Consider the following 23,176-nt stretch of genomic DNA (forward strand, 5'->3'; position numbering starts at 1 on the left):
CCCCGTATTTCTGACGGCAACGCTACTCGAGCGTCGTCCAGGCGGTCGATTTTCGCCCGAACCCACGAACGCGACACTCCCAGTCGCTGGCGTCTGTTTCCCGGAGCTCGATGACCCCGTCGAACTGCCCCCGGACCGTGTTGATGACCTGTGCGTCGTGTGTGTCGTCGTTGAGCGTGTAGATCCCGAGGCCGTTCGTATCGTTCACCCGGTTGGCGAAGACGTACAGGAATTTGAACACGGTGTTGCTGTCGAGGTGCTGGAGGAGGGACGAAACGGAGATGAGGCCGTACCTGATGTCCGAAACACCTCGTTTGTGAAACTGGTTGAACAGTTTTGCCGTTCCGATGCTGATCCCGGTCAGGTCGGCCGGCGAGGAGACCGATTCCGTCATCTCTTCGATCATCGAGCACGTGTTACGCCCGCCGCAGTTGAGGACGCCAATCTGCTTCCGATCCAGCGACGAAACGTGTCGCTCGAGGTCGCTGAACAGCCGTTCTGCGTTGCCCGTGGTGATGCACAGAATGCCGTCACCCGATTCGTAGCCGATTGCGAGCAAGCGAAGTGCTATTTCGCGCTTTCCGCTCATCGACGGCCCGACGACTGCGACGTTCGTCCCCGGCTCGAGCTCCTCGAGTAACCCGTCGGGGAGTACTCCCGCGACGTCGTACCCGTCGGTCATCGTTCCTCCTCGGCGTCGGTGACCCGGTCGAATGCGGCCGAACCGTCCTGGTCGTCTCCGTCAGCGTCGTCGGCCAGTTCACGGATCGCACTGACGAAGTCGATATCGGAGGCCATGTCCCCGAGCCCGTCGTCTATCTCGGCTTGTTTCGCGTCGATGCGGTCGAGAAGGTCCCGGTACTCGTCGCTCGCTTCCAGCTCGGCGAGCGTTTTTTCAGACTCGAGGGCGCCTTTCCGGGCCAGCAGCGAGTGATACTCCTGTAACGCTCCATCGAGGGTTGCCCGCTCGAGCAGCTGATCGATCGTTCCGATCAGGTCCGCTCGCTCTGGCGGTTTGGTGATGTACGCGTCGAACCCCATCTCGACGACGTCGAAGTCGGGTTCGACCGCCGTCACCATCGCGACGCGACAGTCGATCCCGCGTTCGCGGATCTCGCGCAGGACCTGCTCGCCGGATAGTTTCGGCATCATCCGGTCCAGGAGAACCACGTCCACCGTGTCGTCGATGACGTCGAGCGCATGCTCGCCATCGTGTGCGCGCCTGATCTCGTACCGACCCGCGAGCCAGAGCTCGTAACTCTCCGCCACGTCCGGTTCGTCTTCGACGATGAGGACGACCGGAGCGTCTGCGCCCGTCATTTCCTTGCCCCCGGTACGGAGAGCACACGTATCACGTTTTTGCCCCTTCGTTCGCTTTCGGGAGTTCGAGAACGAAGCAGGCGCCGCCGGAGTCGCTGTCCGTCACCCAGACCTCGCCGCCGTACTTCTCGACCATGACGTCGACGAAGAACAGCCCGAAGCCTGACCCGGTCTCTTTGACGTGGGAGGTCGCACCGCGACGAAACACGCCCTCTTTGCGCTCGTCGGCGATGCCAACCCCGTTGTCGGCGATTCGAATCGTGACGCCGTCGGCGTCGTCGGTTTCGACCGTCACTTCGACCCGGAGGCCGTCCGTGTCGTTGTGTTCGATGCTGTTCGACAGGAGGTTGGCGAGGACGTCGGACAACAACTCGTCGGCACGAACGGACACGCTCGAGTCGAAATCGCTGACGAAGGTGACCTTGGGGTGCGCATTTTGCAGTTCGTCTAGCTTCCGCCGGAGGATCGCGGCCGCATCGATCGGCACGACCCGGCTCTCCTCGTCCGGCGTCGTGAGCGCCTCGATGACGCGCTGAACGCGCTTCGTGACCGCCGTCGTGGCGTCACACCAGTCGACGATCGTCCGTGCATACCGCCCGTGCTCGCCCTCGAGTTGGTCGGCCAGGAGTTCGCCGCGCGTCTTGATGATGGTCATCCCGTTCAACACGTCGTGGCGGAGGATGGAGTTGAAGAACTCCATCTGCTCGCGCTGGCGTTCCAGTTCGGTGATGTCCATCGAGATGCCGATGAGCTCGATTACGTCACCGTCCTCGGCGATCGGTCTGAACTGGCTCTGGAAGTAGTGGTTTTCGACTTCGAACGTGAGAGACACCTCTTCGCCCTCGAGCGTCCGTTCGACCGCCTCGAGGATCTCCGGGTTGTCCGCGTACACGTCGAACACGGATTCGTCGACGACGGCACCGGGCTCGAGACCCAACATCGTCAGTCCTTTGCCGCGAGATTCCTGGAAAACTCCCTCGCTGTCGATCCGGTAGAAAATGAGTGGCATGGAGTCCAGCACCATCCCAAACTTCTCCTTCTGGTCGGTGATGTCGGCCGAGATGACCGCGACCCCGTCCTCGTAGGGATACGCTTGCGCCTCGATCCAGTACTCGTAATCTTCGACGTAGAATTCACAGGACGTTACCTCCTGGCGCTCCTTCGCTTCCTGGAAGGTCTCCTCCAGGATCGATCCTCGCGCGCCGGGAATCACCTCCCAGACCGACGTTCCGATCAGTTCGTCGACAGTCGTTTCGAGTCGGTCGGCCAGCACCTCGTTGCAGTACGTCAGCGTCCAGTCGCGATCGAACGTGTAGTAGGCCTCCGGAAGACGGTTGACGAGTTGCCTGTACTGCAGGTCCTGTCGGTGGAGTCGTCGCTCCTGTTCCTTGCGCTTCGTGATGTCGGTGACGATTCCCACCATTCGACCGTTGCTCTCCTCGAACCCGTACGTTTCAGCCCGTGCGTACCCCCAGCGCTGCTCGCCGTCGTCACGAAGAATTCGGTATTCGTGCTGGAACACGTCGTCCTGCTCGATGGCCGTCTCGATGGCCGACTTGACGGCGGGGCGGTCGTCAGGATGGACGCGCTTGGCGAACGCCTCGAAGGTTCCCTCGAACGAGCCGGGTTCGAGTCCGAACAGTCGTTCCATCGATTCAGTCCAGGTCACCTCGTCGGTCTCCATATCCCACTCCCAGACGCCCGTGTTCGTTCCGGCCAGGGCGATGTTGAGCCGCTGAACCGTCGTATCGAGCGATCGAGATCGCGTTTCCTCGGACCCGCGTTCGCGGATGGTTGACAGCCACCGACTGCCGTCGTCGACGTCGAGGAGCGTGAGCGTCAGTTCGACGCGGCGCTCGGTTCCTTCGGCGGTCTCGAGGACGTACTCGAACTGGTGAGATTCGTCCGTTCGGGGTGTCTCGAGGGTCATCGACAGGGTGTTCCCGTCCGAGGGGCCCCCGTCACTGATCACCTCGACGAATGACGCGCCCTCGAGTTCGGCCGGTTCGTACCCGATCACGTCGGCGTACGCCCGATTGACGTCCTCGAATCGTTCGGTCTCGGGATCCACGATCGCGACGCCCTCGGTGAGTTCCTCGAAAACTCGCGTATAGAGAGAGGATTTAGACATTGAAGTAGCGGCATTTCGTACCGTCTCACCATATATCTGAATAAAACTATCTTGACATGCCTGGTGTGATGATGCTTCTCCGTTCGCTTCCGGATCGGTTCTTCCGCCACGAGATGAATGACGCCGACTGCCGTCGTCGAACCGTCGGCCTACGCCCCGGCGCCGTAGGTCTCTTCGAGATACGCGACGATGTCGCTACTTTCGGCCATTCCCTCGACGCCGTGGGCCTCGTCGACGATGACCGGAACGCCGGTCTGGCCGCTGACGGCCTCGACCTCGGTGCGCTCGTTGCGAGCCGCCGGGACCTGGACGGTGTCGTACTCGAGGTCGAGGTCCTCGAGTTTGGTTCGGACTTTCGCACAGAACGGACAGCCGGGTAGTTCGTAGAAGGTGATGTCTGCCATGAACTTGATTCGGGGTTCGAGCGGCAAGAATGGAGTGGTTACGCGAGGGTAACGGGGCGCTCGTCAGCCCAGCATCCCGCTCGTGTAGACGTAGAAGTAGCCCACGAGCGCCAGCGCCATCAGCCACTGGCCGAGACGCACGTCCTCGAATTCGCCGGTGGCGGCCTTGATGATCGGATACACGATGATCCCGGCAGCGAGGCCGTTCGCGATGGAGTACGTGAGCGGCATGATCGTGATCGTCAGCCCGGCCGAAACCGCCCAGGCCGGGTCCTGCCACTCGACGTCGAGGACTCCCTCGAGCATGATGATGCCGACGACCACCAGGGCGATGAACGACGCGTAGGCTGGAATCAGCGCGATGAGCGGGATCAACACCAGCGTGGCGAGAAAGAGGAGGCCGACGACGAACGCGGTCATGCCGGTGCGGCCGCCCTCCTCGACACCCGTCGAGGACTCGATGAACGTCGTCACGGTCGAGGTGCCGACCATCGCCCCGACGGTGGTGCCGATCGCGTCGGCCATCAGCGGCTGGTCCATGTCCGGGAGGTCCCCGTCCTCGTCGAGGAAGCCGCCGAACTGCGAGACCCCGATGAGCGTCCCGGCGGTGTCGAAGAAGTCGACGAAGAAGAACGTGAAGACGACCAGCGTGAACGTCAGCGGGTCGACGTCCTGCAGGCCGTCGACGAACGCGAAGAGCAGGGGCGAGATGTCGTACTGCGGGGAGGTGACGACGGCGAACGTGAGGCCGCCATCTTCACCGACGAGCGCCTCTGGCAGGACTGTCGTGCCGGCGAGTCCGGTCAGGTAGACGACCCAGCCGAGCCCAGTCGTGGCGACGATACCGACGATGATCGACCCCTTGGTACCGCGCGCCCAGAGCACGAACGTGAGCAACAGACCGAACAGCCCGAGTAGTGCCGCAGGATTCGTCGCGAGGCCGCCGAGGGCCACCGCCGTCTCGGGGTCGGCGACGACGATCGACATCTCCTGCAGGCCGATGAACAACAGAAAGATACCGATACCGGCCCCGACCGCGAATTTCACGGGTTCCGGAAACAGTCGGATAACGTACTCTCGAGCGCCGATCGCTGTGATCACAATAAAGATGATCCCCTCAACGAACACCGCCGCGAGCGCCGTCTCCCAGGGAATTCCCATGCCGAGGACGACGGTGTACGCGAAGAAGGCGTTCAGTCCCATCCCGGGCGCGAGGCCGAACGGCCGGTTCGCGTAGAACGCCATCACGAAGATGGCGACCGCCGAGGCGACGATCGTCCCGATGGCGATCATCTGGACGGTTGCGATGTCTCCGTACCCTGGAATGTCGATCGCGTCGGCCAGAATGAACGGGTTGACGAGGATGATGTACGACATCGCGAGGAACGTCGTGATCCCCGCGACCGATTCGGTTCGCAGGTCCGTGTCGTGAGCCCGGAAGTCGAAGTACTCCGCGAGCGTGTCGGTTGCCCCCATGTTGGACGTTCGAGCATAGGTGAGGGGGATCGCTTAAACCTTCCCGTCTCGACGTGACCACCTATACGCATACTTGCATACTCGAGGCGGCTCACGGTCCATCTTTTCCGTCACCTGTCACTGGACTTCGAACTCGAGGGCACGTTCTATCTCTGTCCCGACACGTTCGCCCGACCGGACGCGGGCCGTGTCACGGACCAACATATTTCACCCCTGCCCGCGTACCGCTATCGCATGAAGTTCATCATCGTCGGGTACGGTCGCGTGGGCGCGCGAACGGCCCGTATTCTCGCTGAAGAGGGCCACGACGTCGTCATTCTGGACAACGACCAGAAACGCCTCGAGCGCGCCGACGGCGAGGGGTTCGACGGCGTGCAGGGGGACGGCGCCGACGAGGACGCGCTGCTCGAGGCAGGCATCGAGACGGCCGATGCCATCGGTGCGATGACGCCCGACCTGAACGTCAACTTCGCGGCGTGTATGGTCGGCAAACACTACGGCTGCCGGACCGTCTTGCGGATCGACGAGGACTACCGGGAGGACATCTACGAGAAGTACGCCGCGGACGTCGACGAGATCATCTACCCCGAGCGACTCGGTGCCGCGGGCGCGAAGACCGCGCTCCTCGGTGGGGACTTCAACGTCGTCGCCGATCTGGCCCAGAACCTGCAACTGACCGTTCTCGAGATCCGCGACGGGTCGCCGGCGGTCGGCAAGCGACTTAGCGAACTCGAGTTACCCGAGGGCTCTCGCATCTACGCCCACGGGCGGAAGACCGAGTCGCTGACGATTCCGCTCCCGGGGACGGCGCTGGCCGCCGGTGACGAGGTGGCGGTGATCACCGAGTCGGACGCCACCGAGCAGGTTCGGGCGACGTTGCTAGCTGAGACCTGAATCGACGTCGAAAGAGGGGGGTACGTGCAGGCACACACCGGGGAAGGATGGGAACTGATACCGTCAGGGTGGTGCGTGCCTCGAATATCGTTATTCACCGAACGGGCATAAAGCTGAGTCAGACGGCCGTGTGACGGCGGTCAGACGCGTTCGCTACTCACCCATCGACCCGAAACACGAGCACGTTCTGGTGGACCATCGACGGCACGAACGAGAACGGGTAGCCGTAGACGTGGAGGTCCTTCGACGGGTCGTACCAGATCAGGTTCGCCGCGAGCGTCATCGGCGCCGCGTCCTGGATCGCTCGAGCGAGGTCGGCCGCCAGGAACGCGTAGGACTGCTCGCGGTACATGTCGCCGATGAAGACGACGGCGTACCGGCCGGGTCTGACGACCCTCGCGAATCGAGCGAATCGGTCGCCCATCTCGGCGAGCCAGTCGGCTTTCGACTGGCCGCTCGAGTCGGCGTGCTGTGCGTCGTTCTCACCCTCTTCGTTGCTCCCACTCTCACGGCCACCGACATCGTCGTCGTCACCGTCGTCAGCATCGGCGTCGACGGCATCGCCGTCGTTGGTATCGAACGCCCCCAACTTACTCTCGCGAGTCGCCCGCCGATTTCGCGTCTGTTCGCGCTCGTCCATGTCCCAGTAGGGGACGTCGGTCAGGAGCAGGTCGACCGAGTTTTCGGGGAGGTTCTCGATCAGGTCCGCGCAGTCGCCCTCGCGGACGTCCTGGGCAGCCAGCGGCGACTCCCCGCGTTCCCGGCGTTCCTCGTTTTCCCGCTCGAGCGCCGTCTCGTAGACCTCGATCCAACGAGGGTTGCGCTCGAAGCCGATGGCTTCCCGCAGGCCGGTTCCCTCGTGTTCACAGAGGCTCGCTCCCAGCAGGGTGCCGCCGACGCCCGCGAACGGGTCGAGGACGGTCTCGCCGGCCTTGCTGAACCGACCGACGAGGTCCGCACAGAGTTGCGGGGGTTTCTGCCCCCCGTGTTCGCTCCGCAGGTCGTGCTGGAGGTCCGGCGGGTACGCCTCGGGAATCACCGACTTCGTGGCGAACTTCCACTCCCGACCGGTGAGGTCGTTGAGCCGGTTTCGCTCGTCGTAGATTCCCCGCCCTTCGAGGTAGGTCTGGTGATCGGCCAGCTCGTCGGTGTTGACCACGTCGCCGTTCTCGACGGGGAGGGACTCCTCGCGCGCCCGCTCGGCATCGAAGTCGCCGTCGTCGTCGGTGAACAGGCGGCTCTGGCGGTGTCCGTTCTCGCCGCCTGCGTCGCCGTCGTCGGCCATACCTCGAGTCCTCACCGGTCGGGCATAAGCGCTTTCGCTCGCGGATCGGTGTCGGACCAGTGCCGACGCCGACGCTTTTCCGATCGGCGGTGGAAGGTCACCCGTGTCCTTGCTCGGACCTGTGGCGTCAACCCTCGTCGGTCTGATCGCGCTCTGGCTGGGAGCGCGGTGGCTCGTCACCGCGGCTTCCCGACTCGCTCGAGCCGCGGGCATTCCGCCGCTGATCGTCGGTCTCACCGTCGTCGCCTTCGGGACGTCGGCACCCGAGATCGTGGTGGGCGTCGAGGCGGCCCTCGAGGGCCGCGGCGCCATCGCCGTCGGCAACGTGGTCGGATCGAACGCGTTCAACCTGGGCGCGATTCTGGGCGTACTGGCGATCATCAGTCCGTTTCGCGTCGCCGACACCCTCGTCCGGCGGGACGCCGTCGCGATGGCGGCGGCGACCGGGGTCGGGATCGCGGTTCTGGTCAATCTGCACGTCTCGCGCACGGAGGGCCTCTTTCTCCTCGCGTGTCTGGTCGCCTACCTGGCCTGGCTCGCCCGCTCGGCACGCGATTCCGACATCGACGGCGTCGAACCTGAACGCTCGGGAACGAACCGCCACCCTGGGGTCGACGCGCTCGTCCTCGTCGTCGGCTTGGTCCTGGTCGGTCTAGGCGGCCGGTTGCTCGTCCAGGGCGCGGTCGAACTCGCTCGCGCCGGAGGCGTCTCGGAGTGGCTCATCGGCGTGACGGTGGTCGCCGGGGGAACCTCCCTCCCTGAAGCGGCAGCGTCCGTCGTCGCAGCGCGGCGCGCCGAAGTCGGCATCGCGGCTGGGAACGTCGTCGGCTCGAACGTGTTCAACCTGCTGGGCGTGCTCGGCATCTCCGCGGTGGCCGCGCCGCTGGCCATCGACGCGAGCGTTCGTTCGGGGTTGTGGTGGCTCGCCGGGTTGACCGCTGTCTCGGCCGTCCTCCTGGCGACCGGCCGTCGGCTAACCCGTCTCGAGGGCGTCGCGCTTGCACTCTCGGTGGCGGGCTACTGGGTGCTGGCGGCGGGTTGAGAGGTCCCCGACTCGAGGCTCGGTGGCTCCTCGAGCCACTCGGCCGTCGTCGTCGCTCGAGGTGACATCGGTGTTAGCGAGGGCCTTTGTGCGGGCGGGCCCTCTATTCGACTATGAATATGCTCGTCGACGGCGAGTGGCGAACCGACGCGTCCGAGACCACCAACGAGGAGGGAGCCTTCGAGCGCCAGACGACGACCTTCCGCGACGAGGTCCGGGACGACCCGGACGCCCGCTTCCAGCCCGAATCCGGGCGCTATCACCTATACGTCTCCTACGCGTGCCCGTGGGCCCATCGAACGCTCCTGATGCGGTCGCTGAAGGGTCTCGAGGACGCCATCTCCGTCTCGGTCGTCGACCCCTATCGCGCCGAGGACGGCTGGCAGTTCACGCCCGAGAAGGACGGGTGCACCGTCGATCACGTCCACGGGGCGGACCACCTCCGGGAACTCTACGTGCGCGCCGACCCGGACGCGACCTGCCGCGTCACGGTGCCGGTGCTCTGGGACACGAAGGAAGACACCATCGTCAACAACGAGTCCGAAGAGATCATCCGCATGCTCGACACCGAGTTCGACGACATGGCGACCAGGGACGTCGACCTCTATCCCGAAGGCTACCGCGAGGACGTCGACGAAATCATCGAGGCGATCTACGAACCGATCAACAACGGCGTCTACCGGGCCGGATTCGCGACGAAGCAGGAGCCGTACGAGGCGGCCGTCGACGACCTCTTCGAGGTGCTCGCACACTGGGACGACGTGCTCGCCGAGCAGCGCTACCTCGCCGGTGACCGCCTGACCGAGGCCGACGTCTGCCTGTTCACGACGCTCGTGCGATTCGACCAGGTCTATCACACGCACTTCATGTGCAACGTCAAATTCATCCGCGAGTTCGACAACCTCTGGCCGTACCTGCGCGACCTCTACCAGACGCCAGGAGTCGCAGAGACGGTCGTCATGGACCACATCAAAGAACACTACTACACGACCCACCCGGACGTGAACCCGCACGGCATCGTCGCCCGCGGCCCCGACCTCGAGTTCGAGGCGCCACACGACCGGGATGCGCTCTCTGGAGAGCCACCCGCGGCGCTGGCGTCGTCGCTCGATTAACCTGATCGATTCGCATCGGTTCTCCCTCCTTTCGAGGCGATCCTCGGCGATTCACGCTCCGACTTCGAAACGTTCTGCGACTACTTGTCTTCGAACTCGAGAGCCGCCGAGTTGATGCAGTAGCGCTGGCCGGTAGGCTCGGGGCCGTCATCGAAGATGTGCCCGAGGTGGCCGCCGCAGTTGGCACACATGACTTCGGTGCGGTGCATGCCGTGGCTGGTGTCGACGCGCGTCTCGACTACGTCGTCGTCGGCGTCGTAGAAACTCGGCCAGCCACACCCCGAGTGGTACTTCGTGTCGGACTCGAAGAGCGTGACTCCACAGCCCGCACACGAGTAGGAGCCGTCCTCCTCGTGATCGACGTACTCGCCGGAGAACGGGCGCTCGGTCCCGGCCTCCCGGAGAACGCGGTACTGCTCGTCGGTCAGGCGCTCACGCCACTCCTCGTCGGTCAGCGCTCGCTCGTCGGATTCCTGGCTCATAGGTCCAGTAGGGGCGTCGGACTCAAGAGTCTGTCTGCGACGGTGCGACAGGTGACGCGCACTAGCGCCCCGTCATCACGTTCGTGCTCTCGCACTCCGGACACTGGGTCATCCGCCCGAGGCCGGGCACCTCGAGGCGAACCCACGCGTCGTCGCCGCCGGGCGCTTCGAAGCCGCAGTTCAGGCAGCGCGAGTGTTGACCGGAGGGGGAGTGCATCGCCATACTCGAGCTATGATAGATAATGGCATAGTCGTTTTCATGACCTCGAGTGACTCTCTTCGCTCGTGATTGGTCCGCCGGCTATCGGCGGACAAACTATATAATATATAGTGATTCAGGAGCCGCTCTCCGTCGCGACCGAATCAGGCGTGACCCGGATAATCCCGCTCGAATCGGTCCTCGAGGTCGCCGTACTCGAACTGCACGACGACGGGACGCCCGTGGGGACAGGCGTAGGGGTTCTCGCAGTCGTCGAGCGCCTCGAGCAGGTCCAGGACGGACCCCTCCGAGAGCGAGGTGTTGCCGGTGATCGACGGATAGCAGGCCAGGTCGGCGAGGAAGTCGTCGGCCAGCGCGTCGATCGTCTCGGCGCCCGCCTCGCGATCGCCGTCGAGGAACGAGGCGAGGACGTCCCGGAGCTGGGCCGGCTCGAGGGTCTTCTCGAGGACGGCGGGGACGGTAGTGACGGCGACCGACCGGTCGTCGACTCGGTCGGCGGAAAAGCCCAGGCGCGCGAGCGCGTCCCGGTAATGCTCGAAGGCTTCGGCCTCGACGGCCGTCAACTCGAGTTCGACGGGCGAGGCGAGCGCCTGGGTCGTCGGATCGTCGGCGAAGGCTCGCTGGAGACGCTCGTAGTTGACGCGCTCGTCGGCGGCGTGCTGGTCGACCAGGACGAGTCCCTCGGGCGTCTCGCAGACGACGTAGGTCTCCTTGAGCTGACCGAGTACCCGCAGGGAGGGCAGGGAGTCGTACTCGAGGGCGTCGGTGGCCGTCCCGCCCGCCAGCGTCTGCTGGTCGGTCGACGGGATGATCGAGCGCGACGGGTCGCTCGAGGCGGCGTGTCGGGGTCGGTCTCCTGCATCTGTCGCGTCCGTCGCGTCCATCACGTCGCTCGAATCCGCCGTGCTCGCCGTTCGTCTCGTCGGTTCGGCTGCGCTCGAGGGATCGGGACGGCTCGCCTCCAGGTCGGACGTCGGGGTCGACGGCGACGTTTCTGGTCGACTCGAGGCGTTCGCTCGTGTCGCGTCCGGAGACTGCCCAGTTTCGGGTGCCTCGTCCGCCCTGGAGTCGTCTGTCTGCATTGCGGACGACTCGCTCGAGTCAGTGTCTCGACGGTCGACCGAACGCGAGCCGACGGCGTCACTCGAGACCGATGGGTTCGACGGCCCCGAACTGCTCGAATCGTCCGCCTCGGGTTCGTCAGCCGCCCCCGCGAGTGTTCCGTCCTCGTACCCGGCGTCCGGTTCGACCGCCGCCTCCTCGGGGGCCGAGCGTCCGCGGGGCGCCCGCGAGCGGAGCAACCCGTGCTCGAGCAGCGCCGACTCGACGGCCGACTCGACCGCTCGGCGGACGGCGTCGTCGTCGTCGAACCGGACCTCGCGCTTTCGGGGGTGGACGTTCACGTCGACAGCGTCGCCCGGAACCTCGAGGAAGAGCACGACGAAGGGGTAGCGATCGCCGCCGAGCTGGCCGCCGTAGGCGTTCATGACCCCCTCGCGGATGGCCTCGGAAGTGACCGCCCGCCCGTTGACGTAGGTCGCGAAGTAGTCCCGGCTGGCCCGGTTCGTCTCCGGGTGCGAGACCGTTCCCGAGACGGCCTCGAGCGGGCCGACCGGGAGCTCCTCGCCGTCGGCTTCGACGTCGATCATCGCCCGCGCGACCTCGCGGCCGTAGACGGCGAGAATGGCGGCCTGTAAGTCGTCCTGGCCCGTCGTGCCGAACACCTCGCGCCCGTCGTGGGTGAGCGAGAGTGCCACGTCTGGGTTGGCGAGGGCGTAGCGGGTGACGATTTGGTTGACGTGGGCGAACTCTGTTGCGGTGGTCTTGAGGAACTTCCGCCGAGCGGGGGTGTTGTAGAAGAGGTCCTCAACGACGACAGTGGTTCCCTCCGGGCAGCCGGTCGGTTCGACGGCGACGACGTCGCCGCCCTCGTAGACGAGTTCGGTTCCCGTCGGGGTTTCGTCGCCGGTTCCGTCGGCTCGAGGCCGGGTCCGAATCGTCAGCTTTGACACCGACCCGATGGTGTGGAGCGCCTCCCCTCGAAAGCCCAGGCTCTCGACGCCGCTCTCGAGGTCCTCCAGTCCCGTGATCTTGCTCGTCGTGTGCTGGCGGACCGCCCGGCGGACGTCCGTCTCGGTCATCCCGCGGCCGTCGTCGCTGACCCGGATGGACTCGGTGCCGCCTTTCTCGATCGTTACCTCGATGCGGGTGGCGTCGGCGTCGAGGGCGTTCTCGACCAGTTCCTTGACCGCGCTCGCGGGCCGCTCGACGACCTCCCCGGCGGCGATCCGGGCGACGGTGTGCTCGTCGAGCTGGTGGATGGTCGTCTCGTCCGTTGCTCGCTCGTCCGTTCGGTCGTCCGAGTCGTCGGTTGTGTCGTCGGATGGGGTATCGATTGTGTCGTCAGTCATAGCTCAGGCCTCGAGCAGCGCGTCGGTACGGTCGGTGATCGTCTCTCGTCCCGCCTCGGGAACGGTGACGAGCGGCGGACGAACCCCGTCGGACGGGAGCCACCCGCGGTGGCCGAGGGCGGCTTTGGTCGCGGGAGCGAATCCGTAGGTTCCACACGCCTCGAACAGTCCCGAAATCGCCGTCTGCAGGGCCTCCCCGCGCTCGGTTTCGGCGGTCTCGAGCACCTCGGTGTACGCCTCCGGGGCGACGTTCGAGAGCGCGTTCACGCCGCCGTCGGCGCCCATGCGGAGGGAGGGGACGAGCAGCGTGTCGAATCCCTGGAGACACAGAAATTCCTCGGGCGTCCGGCGTATCGCCGCCAGGAAGTACTCGAAGTCGCCGCTCGAGTCCTTCAGGCCGACGACGTTCTCGTGACCGGCGACCGCCTTGAGCGTCTCGAGAGCGATGGGCTGGCCCGTACACGAGGGAATGTTGTAGAGGACGAGTGGGAGCGGCGACTCGTCGGCCACCGCCTCGAAGAACTGTCGATCACCGGCCGGATCGTTCGCTGTGTGAAAGTACGGCGGAACGACCACCGCGATGTCGGCGCCGACCTCGGCGGCCGCTTCGGCGTAGTCGACCGTCTGGGCGACGCTCGTCGCGGCGGCGCCAGCGAGCACCGGTACCTCGCCGTTTGCTCGCTCCACTGTGACCTCGACGACCCGACGCTGTTCGTCGGGCGAGAGGCTCGCGAACTCGCCGGTCGTCCCGCAGGGAAAGAGCCCGTCAATGCCGCCCTCGAGGAGCGCGTCGATGAGCGAACCCAGCGATTCCTCGTCGACCGATCCCGATTCGTCGAACGGCGTCACGATGGGACACGTGACGCCCTCGAGCGCCTGCTGGAAAGTCATGTATGGTTGTTTCTGAGCGGATGCAAAAGGGTATCGACGGGAATTCGACTGGGTTCGTGATCCTCGAAACAGGTACGTCGATCGATGGTCCCGTGGGATGGTTCTGTAGAACGGTGATTCAACCTTTTTCAGCGTCTCCTTCGGAATCGTTCTCAGTGATGTCTGTTCGAATCGCCAGTATCTATTTATTTCCTGAATGTGGTTTTGCGGTATGGTTGCAACCAACACAGAACCTGCATCGAGTCGATCTCTCTGGAATCGGATCACGGCCATCGGTCCCGCGCTCATCCTGGCGGCCGTCGTCGTCGGACCGGGCAGTATCGCGCTGAGTACGATCGCCGGGAGCCTCTACGGCTACCAGCTACTGTGGGTGCCGATAACTGCGACGGTATTCATGATCACGTACACGTGGATGGCCGCACGGATCGGCCTCGCCACCGGGGAAACGCTCCTCGAGACCGCCCGAGAGAAGTACGGGAATGGCCTCGCGACGGTTGGCGGTGTCTTCGGCTTCCTCGCTATTCTCGCGTTTCAAGCCGGGAACAACGCGGGCATCGGATTCGCGACGAACGCGTTAGTCGGCTACGACGTCAGGCTCTGGGCCGCCGTGTTCTCCCTCGCGGCGATCGGTTTCATCTGGTTGCCGAACCTGTACGACAAGATCGAACTCCTCATCAAACTCGTCGTCGGGATCATGCTCGTCGCGTTCGTCGGGACGCTCGCCATCGTCGGGTTCGACGTTCCCGCTGCTGCTGGCGGTCTGATCCCGTCGGTCCCGAACGTCGACGCGCTCTTCCTCGCGCTCGGAATGGCGGCAACGACGTTCTCGATCGCTGCCGCGGCCTACCAGACGTATCTCGTCCGGGAGAAAGAGTGGGGCCCGGACCAGCTCGCCGAGAAGGGGTCGGATAGCATTCTCGGTATCGCCGTCCTCGGACTCATCGTGACGGTCATTATGCTGACGAGCGCGAGCGTTATTCACGGCGAGACCGATCCAGTCTTCGATGCCGTCGGCATGGCCTCCCAGCTCGAGCCCGTCGCCGGTTCGGGCGCGTTCTACCTCTTTACGCTCGGCTTCTTCTTCGCCGCGCTCTCCTCGCTGGTCGTCAACGCAATCCTCGGGGCGACGCTTCTCGCCGACGGGTTCGGTCAGGATCCGACGATGGACGGCCGACCCGTCAAGACGTGGGCGACTCTTGCCGTTCTCTTCGGCCTCGCCGTCGTGATCGTGTACCAGGAAGACCCGATCCAACTCCTTCGGATCGCGCAGGCGGTTGCCGTGATCGCGTTCCCGATCCTCGGCTTCCTGATTCTCGGCATCGCGAACGACGAGGTGTTTATGGGCCCGTACACAAACGGGTTGATCGTCAACGTCCTCGGGATCGTCGGCTACCTCGCGATCATCGGTATCGTCCTCAACTACCTGCGCGAAGTGATCACGTTCCTCTAACCCACTGTCGACCAGGATCGATCACTCACGACCTGTTTTCACCCGCGAACGGGTTGCCTCGAACTGTCAGTGACCGCTATCGTTCACGTTCCGTACGAATGCTTGTATAGGTGGTGACCACCAACGATACCGCCATGAATTCAACGGACGAAGACGGCCACATCGATCCGGTGGTCAGTGACGCCATTGACGCGCTCGGAAACGATCACCGCCTCGAGATCCTGTTCGCGCTGGCCGACCGCGAGTGGGAGGTACAGGAGAACGGGCACGTCATGTCGTTTACCGACCTGTACGACGCGGTCGACGTCGACAGCACGTCCCAGTTCTCCTACCACCTCAAGCACCTCGTCGGGCAGTTCCTCGAGGAGACACCCGACGGGTATCGGCTAACGTACACCGGCGAAAAGATCGTTCGAACCATCAGATCGGGCCTCTACGAGAGCACGCCGACGTTCGAGGCCGTCGACGTCGCCGGCCTGTGTCCGTTCTGTCGCAAGTCTACACTCGTCGCGGATTCGAGCGACGAACGTTTCGTCGTCCGGTGTACGGCGTGTGACTCGACGCTCTTGGCCGATGCCTTTCCGCGCAGTCAGGCGGCACACCGATCGCCGTCCGAAATCGCCGAGAGTTTCGGTTACCGCATCTGGAGCGCGGCCGTCGCGGTGCAGGGTGGCGTCTGTCCGGAGTGTTACGCCCCTGCCGACGCCGCTGTGGACTCACACGACCGTGACGGACTGGTGTTTCACACGGTCGTGAGCACCTGTGACGAGTGTCGAATGGTGTACAATATTCCGGTGGAAGTGCTGGTTGCGCTCCACCCCGCGGCCATCGAGTTCCTCTGGCGACAGAGGATTTCGATCCCCGAAACGCCGCTCTGGGAACTATTCGGGTACTTCACCGGGGACGACTGGACGACCGACGTTCGTTCCATCTCCCCGCTCGAGGCCCGATTCGAACTCTCGTGTGGTGACGAGACGCTCGTCCTCGAGATGGGCGACGACCTCGAGGTTACGCCAGTTGCAGAACCCCCGGAGATTAGTCCGGAATCGAACAAATAAGCAAAAATTGATTCGAACATGAGGATCGAAAATGCGCCACAACGTTGGTGAAACCTGCGCTCACGCTTGCTCAAACGTATTTGAGTAGCATCGTTGTCAATATATAAGAAATACAACAATACTTTTCACGTCTCGAGCGAAGGCGTACGTGATGAGCGCTATTACATGCGATCGTGACTGGCGACTGCCGTTCGGCGGAGGTCGCTAGCGTGGCCGCGATCGAACTCGACGGACTGACGAAACGCTTCGGCGACGTCCTAGCCGTCGACGACTTCGATCTGACAATCGAGGAGGGCGAAATCTTCGGCTTCCTGGGCCCGAACGGAGCCGGCAAGTCGACGACCATCGACATCCTGCTCGACTTCACGCGACCAACCGGCGGCACCGCGACGGTACTCGGTCACGACGCACAGGACGAGAGTCTCGCCGTCCGCCAGCGGACCGGCGTCTTGCCCGACGGCTACCACGTCTACGACCGCCTGACGGGCCGCCGGCATCTCGATTTCGTCGTCGAGTTGAAGGCGGTCGACGAAGACGTCGACGCCCTGCTCGAGCGCGTGGGGATCGCCGAGGCGGCCGACCGCAAGGCGGGCGGCTACTCGAAGGGAATGCGCCAGCGACTCGTGCTCGCCATGGCGCTCGTCGGCGATCCCGATCTGTTGATCCTCGACGAACCCTCCACCGGCCTCGACCCCAACGGTGCCCGCGAAATGCGCGAGATCATCCGGCGGGAGAACGAGCGCGGGACGACGATCTTCTTCTCGAGTCACATCATGGAGCAGGTCGAAGCGATCTGCGACCGCGTCGCTATCATCAACCGCGGCCGACTGGTCGCGGTCGACACCGTGGAGGGGTTGCGCGACGCGACCGAAACGGCGACGACGCTGTCGATTTCGGTCTCGGGCGTCGACGACGCGCTTCTCGAGACCGTCGCTGGTCTCGAGGGCGTCACCGACGTCGCGCTCGAGGAGGGCCGGCTCCGGGTGATCCTGTCCGGCGGGTCGAAGTTTGACGTGCTGAACACGCTCGACGACGGCGGCGCAGACGTCGGGGACTTCTCCGTCGACGAGTCCTCGCTCGAGGATCTGTTCGTGCGGTACACGACCGAGGATCAGGAGGTGCGAACATGACTGCGAGGTGGGCCGCCGTCGCCAGGAAGGACTTCCAGGACGCCGTGCAGTCGCGGGCGCTGTGGGCCCTGCTCGCCGCGTTCGTGCTGTTCTCGCTGCTGACGACGTACGCCTACGTCGAACTCCCCGAGGCGTTCGGGGCGGCCGGCGACGTCTCGTTCGGCGGGCTGGTGTTCTTCCTGGCGGGGATCACCAGCCTGTTCGTCGCGCTGGCGGCGATCGTCGTCTGTTACAAGTCCGTCGCCGGGGAGCGCGAACTGGGCAGTATCAAGCTCCTGCTCGCGCTTCCTGTCACCCGGCGAGACGTGTTCCTCGGCAAGGTGATCGGCCGGGCCGCCGTAATCGCGGCCACGCTCGGCGTCGGATTGCTCATCGGACTCGGATTCGGCTCCCTGCTGCTCGGAACGGTCGAGATCGTTCCGCTGGTGACGTTCGTGCTGGCCGCAGTGGTCTTCGCCGGCGTCTACGCGGCGATCGTCGTCGGCCTCTCGGCGACCACGTCGTCGACGTCGCGGGCGACGACGCTCGCGCTCGGCTTCTTCGTCGTGTTCGAACTGGCCTGGGACGTGGTGCCGCTGGCGCTCGTCTACGTCGCGAACGGCTTCTCGCTCCCCCAGCAGATGCCCGACTGGATGTTCATTGCGACCCAGATACCGCCCTCTGCGGCGTACTTCTCGGCGCTCGTCGCGCTGCTGCCGGGGGTCGCCGACGAGGCCAACGCCCAGACCCAGGCCGCCGGCTTCGATGCGGCCTACGCGACGCCGACGGTCGGGTTCGTCGTGCTCGCGTTCTGGGTAGTCGTGCCGCTGGCGATCGGTTACTATCGATTCGACGGAACGGACCTCTGACCGGGCTCGAATCTGGTCGATCGGCCCACGCCTTGAGCCGATATCGACTCGCCGCTCGCTCCACTCGTTCGGCCCTTGCACCTATATCCTCGCAGTTTGTGTCTTCTGCTATGAACGATTCGTCAGCGGTGATTTCGGTTCTTCACGTCGACGACGACCCGCACTTTACCGATCTAGCGTCGACGTTTCTAGAACGAACCGACCCACAGTTCGACGTCGTTACCGCGTCGAACCCACCGGACGGACTCCAGTTGCTCGCGGAGTCGCGAATCGATTGCGTGGTCTCCGACTACGACATGCCCCACACGAACGGAATCGAATTCCTCGAGCAGCTCCGACGCGACCACCCGGAGCTCCCCTTCATCCTCTACACGGGGAAAGGGAGCGAGGAGATCGCCAGCGACGCCATTTCCGCCGGTGTCACGGACTACCTGCAAAAAGAGCGCGGAACGAGTCAGTACACCGTGCTAGCGAACCGCATTCGAAACGCCGTCGAGCAGTCTCGTGCGAAGCGAGCGACCAGAGAATCGCAGACGAAACTCACACAAATCGCGGCGAAAGCCGACGACGTCCTCTACATGTTTTCCGCAGACTGGACCGACCTCCTCTTCGTCAACTCCGCCTACGAGGACCTCTGGGGGGACTCGATCGAGGCGCTCGAGGCCGACCCGAAACGATTTCTCGAGCGGATTCACCCCGACGACCGAGACTGCGTTCGGGAGGTGATGCAGACCGTCTCCGAGGGGAGTTCCAAGACGATCGAGTACCGGGTCGTGGTCGACGATGAACAGCGCTGGGTTCGAGCCGACAGCAAGCCCATCCTCGATTCGACCGGTGAACCCGGTCGAATCGTCGGGTTCGTCCGAAACATTACAGCACAGAAACGCCGCGAAGACCAGCTTCGCTCGAGTCGCGCCCGGCTCGAGGCGCTATTCGAAAATTCGCCGGACATGATCGCGGTCCACGACGCCGAGGGCAGGATTCGTGACGTGAACGACCGATTCGCCAAAGCGCTGGGATACGCAGCGACCGACCTCGTCGGCCTGCCGGTCTGGGAGGTCGACACGACTATTGAACCCGATCGGGCCCAGGCCTTCTGGTCGGGATTACCGACGAACGACCCCCGCCGGTTCGAGGCGGAACTCCAGCGCCGAGACGGGACGACGTTTCCCGTCGAAGTCCACTTGATCCGACTGGATCTGGATGGAAAAGACCGATTCGTCGCGATGGATCGGGACATCTCGGATCAGAAGACCAGAGAGCGCGAACTGCTCCGGCAGAACGAACGATTGGACCGGTTCGCCAGCGTCGTCTCACACGACCTCCGCAACCCGTTACAGGTAGCCCAGGGCCGACTCGAGTTGCTCGAGGAGGACTGTGAGAGCGACCACCTGACCGATCTGGACGCCGCACTCGAGCGCATGAACGCCCTGGTCGACGATTTACTCACACTCGCTCACGAGGGCGACGCGGCCGTGGATCTCGAAGTGGTCGACCTGACCGATCTCGCCGAGGCCTGCTGGGCTACGGTGCGGACAGAGGCCGCGATACTCGACGCCGACTCGGCGCCTGCAGTGCGAGCGAACCGACAGCAGCTTCGACAGCTCCTCGAGAACCTCTTCCGTAACGCGGTCGAGCACGGCGGCGATGCGGTTACCGTGACGGTTGGCGGGGTCGAGAACGGGTTCTACGTCGCGGACGACGGCCGTGGGATCCCTGACGGGGAACGAGAGAGTGTTTTCGAGTCGGGGTACTCGACGTCAACGGACGGGACCGGGTACGGTCTGTCGATCGTCGACCGCATCGTCGACCTGCACGGATGGGAGCGACAGTTCGTCGAATCGTCGGCCGGTGGCGTTCGTATCGACGTTTCGAACGTCGAGACGTGCTAGAGCGATCGAGTCGTATCGTACCGTCACCTGAGACTACTGAACCGGCCGAACGCACGAGGTGTACTGCCCCCGTGTCGGCCCGTGCTCACTCCTCGTTCTCGAGCCGTCGTTTCCACTCCTGGACCGTCGCCATCAGCTCGACGGGCGGCGTGCTGTTCACGTCGAGCGATTCGAGGGCCTCGAGGACGGCCGCGGCGTCGGGGTCGGTTGCTGGCTCAGCTTTTGCGGCTGACTCCGGGTCGCCGCCATCGGCGTTCGCCGGCCCACGAAAACTCCCGCCCGAGACGTCGAACACCGTCTGGACGGGCTCGCTCGAACCCCCACCCTTCGCTTCGATGGCCTTCTCCTCGCGTAGGCGCTCGAGGACGTCGCGGGCACGGTCGACGACGGGGGCGGGAACGCCCGCGAGGTCCGCGACGTGAATTCCGTAGGAGCGGTCGGTCGGGCCGTCGCGAACGGTTCGCAGGAAAGTCACGTCTCCGTCGCGCTCGTCTGCCGCGACGTGGACGTTTGCCACGCGGGGCAGGTGGTCGGCCAGTCCCGTCAGTTCGTGGTAGTGGGTTGCGAAGAGCGTCTTCGCCCGGATCTCGTTGTGGAGGTACTCGGTGGCCGCCCAGGCGATGGAGATGCCGTCGTAGGTGGCGGTCCCCCGCCCCACTTCGTCCAGGATGACGAGCGACTCGTCGGTCGCCGCGTGCAGGATGTTCGAGAGTTCGCTCATCTCGACCATGAACGTCGAGCGCCCCTGGGCCAGTTCGTCGAGGGCGCCGACGCGGGTGAAGATGCCGTCGACCAGACCGACCTCGGCCTCGCGGGCGGGGACGAAACTGCCGATCTGGGCCAGCAGGACGATGCAGGCGACCTGGCGCATGTACGTCGATTTGCCGGACATGTTGGGGCCGGTCACCACCAGAAAGCCGCGGTCGGAGTCCATCGCGACGTCGTTCGGGACGAACTCGGTCGTCTGCTCGACGACGGGGTGGCGACCCTGGGTGATCTCGAGGTCCTGCTCCCGGTGGAGAGCGGGACGAACCCATCTGTTCTCGGCGGCGTGACTCGCCAGACTCGAGAGTGCGTCGACCGTCGCGAGGGTACGTCCGACGTCCTGGAGGAGGGCGGCCCGCTCGGCGACGTTCTGGCGTAGCCCCCGGAACAACTCGTACTCGAGGTCGCCACGCTGTTCCTCGATTCTGAGGATTTCGCGTTCTTTGTCCTCGAGTTCGTCGGTCGTGAACCGCTTGGAGTTCTTGAGTTGCTTGATCTCCTCGTAGTGGTCCGGGACACCGTCGGCCGCCGAGCGCCCGACTTGGATGTAGTAGCCGTCGGTCTTGTTTCGGTCGACGGTGACGTGGCTGAGTCCGTGCTGGCGCTTTTCGCGGTCGGCGAGCGTGTCGAGCCACTGCTCGAGTTCGTCGTGGCGCTCGATGAGATCGTCGAGGTCGTCGTCGTAGCCCTTCTTCAGCATGCCGCCCTGGCGCACCGTCGATGGTGGCTCCTCGGCCAGCGCGTCCGCCAGGGTCTCGCGAAGGTCGGCGGCCCGTTCGCGGTCGACCCGATTCACGACGGTCGACAGCGGCGAGTCAGCCAGGTCGGACGTCGATTCGACGACCTCGACCACCCGGGGAACCAGCGCGAGGGTGTCCCGCACCGCGAGAAGGTCCCGCGCGTCTGCGCTCCCGTGAGTCGCCCGCGAGGCCAGGCGCTCGAGGTCGTAGGCCCCACCGAGCACGTCCTGCAGTTCGTCCCGGGCGAGCGCGGCAGTGGCGAGGGCGCCGACGCTTGCCTGGCGCTCCTCGAGCACCTCGAGCGAGCGCCGGGGACGCTGGAGCCACTCCTTGAGCAATCGCCCCCCGGCGCTGGTCTTCGTGTGGTCGATGGTCGCGAACAGAGAGCCGTCGCGGTCCCCGTGCATGGTCTCGGTCAGCTCGAGGTTGCGCTGGGTGGTCACGTCGAGGGTGACGTGGTCGTCCCCACGGTGGGTCTGGAGGCGGGTCATCGACGCGAGCACGCCCGCGCCGGTCTCCTCGACGTAGGCGAGGACGGCGCCCGCGGCGGCGAGCGCGGATTCGGGGAGGTCGAGGCGATCGACCGTTTCGCTCCCGAAATGGTCGCGAACCCGGTGGGTGGCACGCTTCGGGGCGAACGCCTCCGTCTCGTGGAGGGTGAGGCGTGCCTCGAGGCGCTCGCGGAGCTGTGCGAGGAAGTTGTCGTCGGTCCGAACGTCGGGACCGGGCAGGACTTCGACGGGGGCGAAGCGGTAGAGTTCGGTCATCGCCTCGTCGACGTCTTCGGCACCGGCGACGAGGAATCGGCCCGTCGTGACGTCTGCGAAGGCGAGGCCGTATGCGGTTTCGTCGCCGGAACTCGGGCCGGAGCCCGACCCCGAGCCCTGGTCCGCGACCACCGCCGCGAGGTACTGTGCGTCGGCGTCGCTCGTCTCGACGAACGTGCCCGGCGTCACCACGCGAACGATCTCGCGGGCGTGGCCGTCGTCGGTCTCGTACTGGTCGGCGACGGCGACGCGGTAGCCGCGCTCGACGAGCGCCTTGAGGTACGGGGTGAGGTCGGCCAGCGGCACGCCCGCCATCGGATAGGACTGGCCCTGGGACGATTTGGAGGTCACCTTGAGCTCGAGTTCCTCGCCGACGAGTTCGGCGTCGTCGCCGAAGAACTCGTAGAAGTCGCCACACTGCATTGCCAGCACGTCCGCGTCGGTGTCGGCTTTCAGAGAGAGAAACTCGCCGACGATCCCCGTCGCCTCGGTCATACTGGCTCGAGCGTGTTCCGACGAGTAAAGTCCTCCGGGTTGAGGAGGGGGTCGAGCGACCCACACACCATCAAAACGTTTTTATTCCGTTCGGGGATACCCTGAGGTACGATGGTAGGTGTCTACTTTACAGGGCCGTCCGCCCGTTTCTAATTCCCACCTACCGCTCGTTGTGTCGACACGAACGCCTCAGCGAGCGGTACGCACGACGCTCGGTGCGACGCCCGGCGGTACGAGTACGGACGCGGTCACGCGTACCAGCGTCCCGACATCCCGCCCGAGCGACTCGAGCGAGGATACCACCTGTCTGTAGTCACTCGATAGCGACACTCACAGCTACCACAACACCGAACTCACCCA

The 23,176-nt window shown here is 64.7% G+C and carries 19 protein-coding genes; 8 read left to right on the forward strand and 11 right to left on the reverse strand.

Annotation, left to right across the window (positions count from 1 at the left end; all coding sequences use genetic code 11):
- Nucleotides 1–22: 22 nt before the first annotated feature.
- The 5 genes from NGM29_RS07490 to NGM29_RS07510 all read right to left on the reverse strand — a co-directional run bounded on the left by NGM29_RS07490 (nucleotide 23) and on the right by NGM29_RS07510 (nucleotide 5,331).
- Nucleotides 23–682, reverse strand: coding sequence for a DUF7504 family protein (locus NGM29_RS07490; protein WP_254159834.1), 660 nt, complete (start codon nucleotides 680–682; stop codon nucleotides 23–25).
- On the reverse strand, nucleotides 679–1,320 hold the full coding sequence (locus tag NGM29_RS07495; protein ID WP_254159836.1) for a response regulator: 642 nt from the start codon (nucleotides 1,318–1,320) through the stop codon (nucleotides 679–681). The genes NGM29_RS07490 and NGM29_RS07495 overlap by 4 nt, the downstream gene beginning before the upstream one ends.
- Before the next feature lie 31 nt (nucleotides 1,321–1,351).
- Nucleotides 1,352–3,451, reverse strand: a complete 2,100-nt coding sequence (locus NGM29_RS07500; protein WP_254159837.1) for a PAS domain-containing protein — start codon at nucleotides 3,449–3,451, stop codon at nucleotides 1,352–1,354.
- Nucleotides 3,452–3,600: 149 nt separating this feature from the next.
- Nucleotides 3,601–3,855 carry a glutathione S-transferase N-terminal domain-containing protein gene (locus tag NGM29_RS07505; RefSeq protein WP_254159838.1) on the reverse strand — a complete coding sequence of 85 codons (255 nt, stop codon included), beginning with the start codon at nucleotides 3,853–3,855 and terminating at the stop codon, nucleotides 3,601–3,603.
- 63 nt (nucleotides 3,856–3,918) lie between these two features.
- A complete protein-coding gene (locus tag NGM29_RS07510; protein ID WP_254159839.1) occupies nucleotides 3,919–5,331 on the reverse strand; it encodes an NCS2 family permease in 1,413 nt (470 codons plus the stop codon).
- Between the two features lie 234 nt (nucleotides 5,332–5,565).
- Between NGM29_RS07510 and NGM29_RS07515 the strand changes: the two genes are divergently transcribed.
- On the forward strand, nucleotides 5,566–6,225 hold the full coding sequence (locus NGM29_RS07515; RefSeq protein ID WP_254159840.1) for a potassium channel family protein: 660 nt from the start codon (nucleotides 5,566–5,568) through the stop codon (nucleotides 6,223–6,225).
- 157 nt (nucleotides 6,226–6,382) lie between these two features.
- Here the strand turns inward: NGM29_RS07515 and NGM29_RS07520 are convergent, their stop codons facing one another.
- Nucleotides 6,383–7,510 carry a DNA methyltransferase gene (locus NGM29_RS07520; protein WP_254159841.1) on the reverse strand — a complete coding sequence of 376 codons (1,128 nt, stop codon included), beginning with the start codon at nucleotides 7,508–7,510 and terminating at the stop codon, nucleotides 6,383–6,385.
- 103 nt (nucleotides 7,511–7,613) lie between these two features.
- Between NGM29_RS07520 and NGM29_RS07525 the strand changes: the two genes are divergently transcribed.
- Both NGM29_RS07525 and NGM29_RS07530 read left to right on the forward strand, forming a co-directional pair.
- A complete protein-coding gene (locus NGM29_RS07525; protein WP_254159842.1) occupies nucleotides 7,614–8,552 on the forward strand; it encodes a calcium/sodium antiporter in 939 nt (312 codons plus the stop codon).
- 113 nt (nucleotides 8,553–8,665) lie between these two features.
- Nucleotides 8,666–9,667 (forward strand): glutathione S-transferase family protein, encoded by a 1,002-nt coding sequence (locus NGM29_RS07530; protein WP_254159843.1) that lies wholly within the window; start codon nucleotides 8,666–8,668, stop codon nucleotides 9,665–9,667.
- Nucleotides 9,668–9,747: 80 nt separating this feature from the next.
- On the opposite strand, the gene msrB is transcribed toward NGM29_RS07530, so the two are convergent.
- The 4 genes from msrB to NGM29_RS07550 all read right to left on the reverse strand — a co-directional run bounded on the left by msrB (nucleotide 9,748) and on the right by NGM29_RS07550 (nucleotide 13,671).
- Entirely contained in the window at nucleotides 9,748–10,149 is a 402-nt protein-coding gene (msrB, locus tag NGM29_RS07535; RefSeq protein WP_254159844.1) for a peptide-methionine (R)-S-oxide reductase MsrB, read from the reverse strand.
- 61 nt (nucleotides 10,150–10,210) lie between these two features.
- Nucleotides 10,211–10,372, reverse strand: coding sequence for a hypothetical protein (locus NGM29_RS07540; protein ID WP_254159846.1), 162 nt, complete (start codon nucleotides 10,370–10,372; stop codon nucleotides 10,211–10,213).
- Between the two features lie 140 nt (nucleotides 10,373–10,512).
- A complete protein-coding gene (gene mutL, locus NGM29_RS07545) occupies nucleotides 10,513–12,780 on the reverse strand; it encodes a DNA mismatch repair endonuclease MutL (RefSeq protein ID WP_254159847.1) in 2,268 nt (755 codons plus the stop codon).
- 3 nt (nucleotides 12,781–12,783) lie between these two features.
- Nucleotides 12,784–13,671: a dihydrodipicolinate synthase family protein gene (locus NGM29_RS07550; RefSeq protein ID WP_254159848.1), complete on the reverse strand. Its 888-nt coding sequence runs from the start codon at nucleotides 13,669–13,671 to the stop codon at nucleotides 12,784–12,786.
- Between the two features lie 211 nt (nucleotides 13,672–13,882).
- Between NGM29_RS07550 and NGM29_RS07555 the strand changes: the two genes are divergently transcribed.
- The 5 genes from NGM29_RS07555 (at nucleotide 13,883) to NGM29_RS07575 (ending at nucleotide 20,049) form a co-directional block, all read left to right on the forward strand.
- Complete coding sequence (locus NGM29_RS07555) at nucleotides 13,883–15,121, forward strand: Nramp family divalent metal transporter (protein WP_254159849.1); 1,239 nt, start codon at nucleotides 13,883–13,885, stop codon at nucleotides 15,119–15,121.
- A gap of 134 nt (nucleotides 15,122–15,255) precedes the next feature.
- Complete coding sequence (locus NGM29_RS07560) at nucleotides 15,256–16,179, forward strand: ArsR/SmtB family transcription factor (protein ID WP_254159850.1); 924 nt, start codon at nucleotides 15,256–15,258, stop codon at nucleotides 16,177–16,179.
- A gap of 209 nt (nucleotides 16,180–16,388) precedes the next feature.
- Nucleotides 16,389–17,309: an ABC transporter ATP-binding protein gene (locus NGM29_RS07565; protein WP_254160502.1), complete on the forward strand. Its 921-nt coding sequence runs from the start codon at nucleotides 16,389–16,391 to the stop codon at nucleotides 17,307–17,309.
- A complete protein-coding gene (locus tag NGM29_RS07570; RefSeq protein WP_254159851.1) occupies nucleotides 17,306–18,157 on the forward strand; it encodes an ABC transporter permease subunit in 852 nt (283 codons plus the stop codon). Before NGM29_RS07565 ends, NGM29_RS07570 begins: the two co-directional genes overlap by 4 nt.
- A gap of 110 nt (nucleotides 18,158–18,267) precedes the next feature.
- The gene (locus NGM29_RS07575) at nucleotides 18,268–20,049 is read left to right on the forward strand and encodes a PAS domain S-box protein (protein ID WP_254159852.1); all 1,782 of its coding nucleotides are present in this window, start codon (nucleotides 18,268–18,270) and stop codon (nucleotides 20,047–20,049) included.
- An 85-nt stretch (nucleotides 20,050–20,134) separates the two neighbouring features.
- Here the strand turns inward: NGM29_RS07575 and mutS are convergent, their stop codons facing one another.
- The gene (gene mutS, locus NGM29_RS07580; RefSeq protein ID WP_254159854.1) at nucleotides 20,135–22,816 is read right to left on the reverse strand and encodes a DNA mismatch repair protein MutS; all 2,682 of its coding nucleotides are present in this window, start codon (nucleotides 22,814–22,816) and stop codon (nucleotides 20,135–20,137) included.
- Nucleotides 22,817–23,176 lie beyond the last annotated feature (360 nt).

The organism is Natronosalvus rutilus (assembly GCF_024204665.1).
GTDB classification, from domain to species: domain Archaea; phylum Halobacteriota; class Halobacteria; order Halobacteriales; family Natrialbaceae; genus Natronosalvus; species Natronosalvus rutilus.